This window comes from Salegentibacter haimaensis (assembly GCF_054121495.1).
In genome coordinates this window covers 41432-48840 of sequence record NZ_JBSYGH010000006.1, presented here as the reverse complement: position 1 = coordinate 48840, position 7409 = coordinate 41432, and the positions used below count along the sequence as shown (strand labels likewise).

Annotated in this window: 7 protein-coding genes; 3 read left to right on the top strand and 4 right to left on the bottom strand. The window is 41.3% G+C overall.

Translation table 11 applies throughout. From position 1 onward, the window contains the following. Both ACW6QP_RS07435 and ACW6QP_RS07430 read right to left on the bottom strand, forming a co-directional pair. A partial coding sequence (locus tag ACW6QP_RS07435) for an Ig-like domain-containing protein (RefSeq protein WP_457910230.1) occupies positions 1 to 1871 on the bottom strand: 1871 nt, incomplete at its 3' end. A gap of 425 nt (positions 1872 to 2296) precedes the next feature. Beyond that, positions 2297 to 2545, bottom strand: coding sequence for a DUF7218 family protein (locus ACW6QP_RS07430; RefSeq protein WP_457910229.1), 249 nt, complete (start codon positions 2543 to 2545; stop codon positions 2297 to 2299). 564 nt (positions 2546 to 3109) lie between these two features. On the opposite strand from ACW6QP_RS07430, the gene ACW6QP_RS07425 reads away from it, so the two are divergent. The 3 genes from ACW6QP_RS07425 to ACW6QP_RS07415 all read left to right on the top strand — a co-directional run bounded on the left by ACW6QP_RS07425 (position 3110) and on the right by ACW6QP_RS07415 (position 5960). Beyond that, entirely contained in the window at positions 3110 to 4267 is a 1158-nt protein-coding gene (locus tag ACW6QP_RS07425; RefSeq protein ID WP_457910228.1) for a baeRF7 domain-containing protein, read from the top strand. 93 nt (positions 4268 to 4360) lie between these two features. Next, on the top strand, positions 4361 to 5104 hold the full coding sequence (locus ACW6QP_RS07420; RefSeq protein ID WP_457910227.1) for an NYN domain-containing protein: 744 nt from the start codon (positions 4361 to 4363) through the stop codon (positions 5102 to 5104). Between the two features lie 4 nt (positions 5105 to 5108). Further along, positions 5109 to 5960 carry a pirin family protein gene (locus ACW6QP_RS07415; protein ID WP_457910226.1) on the top strand — a complete coding sequence of 284 codons (852 nt, stop codon included), beginning with the start codon at positions 5109 to 5111 and terminating at the stop codon, positions 5958 to 5960. Here the strand turns inward: ACW6QP_RS07415 and hisIE are convergent. Both hisIE and hisF read right to left on the bottom strand, forming a co-directional pair. Further along, positions 5957 to 6577, bottom strand: a complete 621-nt coding sequence (gene hisIE / locus ACW6QP_RS07410) for a bifunctional phosphoribosyl-AMP cyclohydrolase/phosphoribosyl-ATP diphosphatase HisIE (RefSeq protein ID WP_457910225.1) — start codon at positions 6575 to 6577, stop codon at positions 5957 to 5959. The genes ACW6QP_RS07415 and hisIE overlap by 4 nt on opposite strands. 74 nt (positions 6578 to 6651) lie before the next feature. Then, complete coding sequence (hisF, locus tag ACW6QP_RS07405; RefSeq protein WP_457910224.1) at positions 6652 to 7407, bottom strand: imidazole glycerol phosphate synthase subunit HisF; 756 nt, start codon at positions 7405 to 7407, stop codon at positions 6652 to 6654. Positions 7408 to 7409: the final 2 nt, after the last annotated feature.

Below are 7409 nucleotides of genomic sequence, written 5' to 3'. Positions count from 1 at the left end.
GGGTTGATATTGTCAACCACAGTCACAACAGCATGGGCCGTGCTTTGCTTTCCATTGACATCGGTTACGGTTAGGACAACATCATTGTCGCCTACATTTGAACACGTAAAGTCCGTAATATCTAAGGCTAATGTCGCAAGGCCACAGTTGTCTGAACTTCCGTTGTCTACCTGGGCAGCTGTTACTGAAGCTTCTCCATTGCCGTCAAGGTATATTGTTACATTCTGTACAATAGCCGTTGGATAGATATTGTCAACCACAGTCACTACAGCATTGGCCGTGCTTTGCTTTCCATTGACATCGGTTACGGTTAGGACAACATCGTTGTCGCCTACATCTGAACATGTAAAGTCGGTAATATCTAATGCGAATGTTGCAAGGCCACAGTTGTCTGAACTTCCATTGTCTACCTGGGCAGCTGTTACTGATGCTTCTCCATTGGCGTCAAGGTATATTGTTACATTCTGTGCAATAGCGGTTGGGTTGATATTGTCAACCACAGTCACAACAGCATGGGCCGTGCTTTGCTTTCCATTGACATCGGTTACGGTTAGGACCACATCATTGTCACCTACATTTGAACACGTAAAGTCCGTAATATCTAACGCTAATATTGCAACGCCACAGTTGTCTGAACTGCCGTTGTCTACCTGGGCAGCTGTTACTGATGCTTCTCCATTGGCGTCAAGGTATATCGTTACATTCTGTGCAATAGCGGTTGGATCAAATTTGTCCTCTGCCATAATCTCAACAGCATCAGATTCATCTGATGCACAATCATTCACTGTTGCAATAACTGTAAAAGAACCACTTTCGGTTACCTCATATATTTGGTTGTTTGCATTATTAATAGCTACCCCATCTTTATACCATTGATTGCCACTTGAAGCTGAAGAAGTAAGAACTACCGAATCACCGGGACAAAAGGTAGCACTTGAGTTAGCATTAATTGTAGGTTTGGCCGGATTGGGAGTTACAGTGACTTCTACAGAAACTCTCTCACTTTCGCACCCCCCTAATTTCCGACTAACATAGTAGGTTCCATTATTTAAAGCTGCTGTTTCTTCCAATGCATTACCACCTGTAGAAGCACTATACCAGTTAAAAGTACCACTATCTTGAGGAAGTGAGGCGACAGTTGGATTATCTAAATTACAGAAGTTTTGATCAGAGATAATAGGGGCGGATGGGCTACTAATAATAGTTAGATTTGTATTATTAAATGGTTGATTAGTTATAGGGTTTTCAGAACGGACTCTAATTCTATAGGTTGAACCTGGTGTAGTGATTGGAATTTCACCTATTATAGTTAAACTACCATTTCCACCCCCTGTATCTACTAATTTTCCAACTTCACCATAAACTACACTATTTGTTGAATTTATGAGTTCTGCTATAAAAGTGACACCGGAAGGAAATTGACTTCCACCGGCTGCAGTTTTATTGAAACTAACTGAAACCATTTGTCCTATACAATAAATAGACCCTGAATTTACCGACACTTGATTAATTCCCGCATCCGTAAAAACAGTCTCCGCCGTAGCTCCACTCTGCTTTCCTACTACCTCTACGGTAAAAGTAACTCCCAAATGACGCTCTTCAATGGGGTATTTGATTCTCCAGGTGCCATCAGCATTTACCGGGGTATTGTGATAGCTGTGATCGTGATCGTGTTCTGGATCTTCATGTAAATGCACATCTACATAATCATCGTCTACCCAGCCTTCCCCGGTGATTATCGCTATCTCCCCCGGCGCATAATCATCCTTATCGGAAGTTACCGTTTGCCCCCAACCCAATGAAAGCACAAAAAATGCCGGTAGAAACAGCAGGCATTTTAAATTTTTAAAAAATAGTAATCGTCCCATCATATTTGCGGTTTTAAAAGATTATTCAATACGCAGGTAAGTGATTGGGGCGATCTTGTGAGTAGCTTCGGAAATTTGTAGAGTATGGCTTCCGAATTTTCCTTACAGAAATCTGATACTAATTAACAAAATTTTAGTTTTGGTTTAAGACTATTTTTTAGCTTTTCGTTGAAATGCAGAATTTCCTTGTCTTAAGGTAATTGACTTAAATAGAAGGGCTAAAAAAATTTAGAAGTAGTTTTAGAGGGTTTTATTTCCCATATTTCGAGTTAAACGATAAACCCATATAGGTTTAATGGAAATAAAAAAGTCTCTTAAACACCAGGTCTAAGAGACTCTCCTATTGTTCCAGAGTTAACCTCAAATGGGGGGCTCTGAAACAGGAACTACTAATTTAATGAAAATTCCTACATAATTTTTAATTTTTGTCACGAATCTCGCAGGGCTTTAATCAATTCATCCTTATCCATTTTGCTGCGGCCTTCTATCCCCACTTCCCGGGCCTTTTCCAATAATTCCTCTTTGGTACGATCTTCATATTTTTCAGCCTTGCCGCCTTTTTTTCCGGATTTATCATCATTTGCGATCCTGGCAGCTTTTTCCTTACTGTAGCCCTGCTCTCTTAATTCTTCATATTGTTCATCATTTTTGATGCTGGGTCCGTGATCTTTTGCCATAAGTTTCCAAATTTTGATTCTGAATAAATGTACAGGCAGACCGATAAAAATCCTAAATGACGGGGTTAAACTTTTTTAAAAATTCACAAAAAAAACCGCCGGACCTGAATTTTCCAATTCAATCATCCGGCAGCTTTATGGTTGGCCAGCCTGAAGTTATATTTGTCCTTCCTGTACCTACTAATGAGAAAAAGCAGAAAGTTTTCGGTTCCCACGAAGGTTCAAAAAATACTTCCACTTCTAAATTAAAAAAGTCTTACACATATAGGGGTTCATTTAACTTTTTTAACCTGTTTTAAGTCGATTTTTAGAGCTTTTGTTTACAAATTTTAAGATTTTATTCCAAGAATGTTCATTAACAAAAAATTGGATAGTTTTTTGGAGACCCGGCGTAAATTTTTGCCCCACCGAAAACAAGAGTCCCGGGATATCTTAAGAAAAATTTAGCACTAGGATGCTTACAAAGCCTTTGATATCACTCATATTCGGCTTATCTTAAACTTTCCAATTAACCACAGAATTTGCTTCTTAATCTGCAAATTCTCAATCTTAAAATTTGAAATTATGTCATTAATAAGTGAAAAGGAATTTGAACAACTGGCCAATTTTTCCAACGATGTTTGTGTATCGGTTTTTATACCCACACAAAGGGCCGGTCACGAAGTTTTGGAAGAAAAGCATAAAACTCATTTAAAATCGCTTTGGAAAGAAGTGAAAACCGAGTTGGATCGCCGGGGCGTTGCTAAAGATAAAATCGAAAAGCTTTCGGCTCCCGTGCAGGAGTTATTAGAAGACAAAAGCTTCTGGAGACATCAGTCAGATGGCCTGGCACTTTATGTTTCAGAAGATTATTTTGAAACCTTTGCAATTCCACTTCAGTTTGAAGCCGAATTCTATATTAATAAGGAGTTTTATTTAAAACCTTTGGTGCCAATTTTCTCTGGAGACGGGAGATTTTACCTGCTTTCCCTTCAGGTTGAAAGTGTAAAACTTTACGAGGCCAGTAAATATGGAATCACTCCGCTAAATATTGAAGAGCTCACCCCCTCGCGCCTGCAGGATAGAGTAGGTTATGATTATGAAGAAAAACACCTTCAGCAAAAAAGCGGAGCCACCTCTATGGGACAAAAAAATATGCACGGCCACGCCGGGGCAGACCGGGAGCGCAAAAATGAAATTTTCAGATATTTCAGGGCGGTTGATCAGGGATTGCAAAGCCTGCTTCAGGAAAATAAATTACCCCTGCTGGTAGCCTGCCAGGATTATCTGTTTCCTATTTATAAAGAAGCTAACACCTATCAGAATTTATACGAAGAAGCCGTGCCCGGAAATCCCGCCGATAGCGACCTGCTTGGCTTACACGCTAAAGCCTGGGCTACCATAGAACCGCTTTTCGAATCGCAAAAGCGCACCAAACTCAAGGTTTTTGCAGAACATAATCAAACCGAAAAAACCTCGTCGGCCATTCACGATATCCTGCCGGCCATACACCAGGGAAAAGTAGATACCTTATTCCTGGAAACCGGGACCGAAGTTTGGGGAAAATATGACGAGACCAATATGAATGTAGATCTTGAAGATGCCCAAAATGAAGACAATACTTCCCTTTCAAACTGGGCTGCTAAAAAAGTGCTGGGACAGGGCGGTATGGTTTTTCTCGTAAATGGCGAACAGTTGCCTCAAAAAGGTTCAAAAATGCACGCAATTTACCGTTATAACTAATATTTCTTATTTCTGAAATTTTCAAAGACCACCGATTAAACCCGGTGGTCTTTCTTTTGAAAAATGTATCTTTAGATACTTTTAAACCAACCTATGGACACCAATTTAGCAGTACTTATAGACGGGGATAATATCCCTTCAGCTTATATAAAAGAAATGATGGAAGAGATCGCCAAATACGGCAATCCTACCATAAAACGAATTTACGGCGACTGGACCAAGCCGCACCTGGCCAAATGGAAAAATGTTTTGCTTGAAAATGCCATTAACCCCATTCAGCAATATGCATACACCCAGGGAAAAAATGCGACCGATTCGGCCATGATCATCGATGCGATGGATATTCTTTATTCCAGCAAGGTAGATGGGTTTTGCCTGGTTTCCAGCGACAGCGACTTTACCAAACTCGCCACCCGCCTTCGCGAAGCAGGGATGAAAGTCTACGGAATTGGCGAAAAGAAAACCCCCGATCCCTTTATCGTAGCCTGCGACAGGTTTATCTATCTTGAAATCCTTAAAAGCAGTGATTCCGATGAAAAAGAAAACGGGGAATCGGATAAGGGCAGCAAAAAAGCCAGGAAGAAAAATGTAGATAAAATTACCCCAAAGGTAATCCGCCTAATTTCCTCTACCATTTCTGATGTGGCCGATGAAGATGGCTGGGCATTTTTAGGCGATGTGGGAAGTTTACTTCAGAAAAAACAGCCCAACTTCGACTCCCGTAATTATGGGTATGAGAAGCTCACCCCGCTCATTAGTTCGATTCCTAAATTTGAAGTTGAATCCCGCTCGGGCCAAAATAGTAGATTTAAACTCATATATGTAAGAAATAAATAGTCTTATGAGAAGTATTCGAAAAATCGTAAAAGCCGAATATCGCCCAATTGCCGATTTGGAAACTTATTCGCCAATGCCTTCGGGTAGCATCGATATGATAGACCCGTTTATATTTTTAAACCACCACGGGCCGCAAACCTATAAACCGAACAATAATGGTCTTCCTTTTGGGCCACATCCCCATCGCGGGATGGAAACCGTGACTTTTATTCTCGAGGGAGATATTGCACATAAAGATTCTGACGGACATAAAAGCGTGATCACAGGTGGTGGCGTGCAATGGATGACCGCCGGCCGCGGACTCATCCATTCTGAAGTTTCTTCGGAAGAGTTTAAAGAAAAGGGTGGCCCGCTTGAGATTTTACAACTGTGGGTAAATCTACCGGCACGGCTTAAGATGACCAAACCCTGGTACAAAGGTTTGCAACGTGCAGATATTCCTGTGGTTGATTTTGAAGGCGGAAGAGCCCAGGTAGTTTCAGGCGAATTTATGGGTACAGAAGGTGCGTTTCAACCTGAAACGGGAATCAACCTGGCCACTGTATTTCTGGAAAAAGGAGCCAACCTGAAGCTTCAAATTCCTGAAAACCATAATATTTTCTTTTACGTGATCAAAGGCGAACTTAAAGTTAATGGCGAGCAGGCAATGGAACTTCATCTCGTAGATTTCGGAAATGATTCCGAAAAATTACAAATCGAGGCAGTAGAAGATTCCACGCTGCTTTTTGGGCACGCAAAGCCCTTCGATGAACCGGTAGTGGCGCGCGGGCCTTTCGTAATGAATACGATGGAAGAGATCAACCAGGCCTATATGGATTATCAGGCCGGGAAATTCGGAAGCTGGAAAGAGGATTAACGATGCCTCTGTTCCAGCACTTTTGAGATATCCTTTAAAGTGAATCCTTTGGCCTGTAACAGTATCAAATAATGAAATAGCAAATCGGCACTTTCGTTTAGAAAGAGCTCATCGTTATCGTCTTTGGCTTCAATCACGGTTTCTACGGCCTCTTCCCCTACTTTCTGGGCGATCTTATTGATTCCCTCGTCAAAAAGGGAAACCACGTAACTCTGTTTGTCTTCACGCAAATCAGGCTCAACCTCGCTCATTCTTTTGCGTTTTTCAATAATACCTTCCAGATTTGACAAAAATCCAAAATTTGGTTCATTCTTTTCTGCCCAGCAGGTATCGGTACCCTTATGGCAGGTTGGCCCCTGCGGAATCACCGAAACCAGCAAAGCATCATTATCACAATCCAGTTTTATATCAACGAGATTTAAAAAATTCCCGCTCTCTTCCCCTTTGGTCCAGAGCCTGTTTTTACTTCTGCTGAAAAAGGTGACTTTTTTGCTTTCATTGGTCTTTAGAAAGGCCTCTTCATTCATAAAACCCAGCATCAACACATTCTTTGTATTCGCATCCTGAATGATTGCCGGTACAAGTCCGTCGTTATTTTTATTGAAATCTATGTTCATACCTAATTAGTTCTTAATTTATTTTTACTCCACTAACCTGCAAAATCTCAAAGACCTTATAGGTTTTTCAGAATCTACAACCTAACTTCAACTCCGTTTCTGCGCAATTCTTCCTTCAAATCCTTAATTTCAATTTCCTTGAAATGAAAAACACTCGCAGCCAGAGCCGCATCGGCTTTTCCCTCTAAAAAGGCATCGGTGAAATGCTGCATATTCCCGGCTCCACCCGAGGCTATAATAGGGATTTTCAATTCTGAAGATAATACCGCCAGGGCCTCATTGGCGAACCCGGCTTTAGTTCCATCGTTATTCATGGAAGTAAACAGAATTTCCCCGGCTCCACGTTCTTCCACTTCTTTAGCCCACTGAAACAGATTGAGATCGGTGGGAACCTTTCCTCCTACCAAATGCACCAACCACTCTCCATTCACCTGCTTGGCGTCTATAACCACGGTGATACACTGACTTCCGAATTTGGCCGAAAGTTTGTTGATAAGCTCAGGTCGTTTCACCGCCGAAGAATTTACCGAAACCTTATCGGCCCCATTTTTTAGCAAAATATCCACATCTTCGATGGAAGAAATTCCACCGCCCACTGTAAATGGAATATTCACTTTTTCAGCTACTCTTCTCACCAAATCGGCCAGGGTTTTTCTCTTCTGCTCGGTGGCTGTGATGTCCAGAAACACTAATTCATCGGCTCCCGATTTTGCATAGATCTCAGCCAATTCCACGGGATCTCCGGCATCTCTAAGATCGATAAAATTAACTCCTTTTACGGTTCGTCCGTCTTTAATGTCCAGACAGGGTATAATTCTTTTTGTAAGCATTT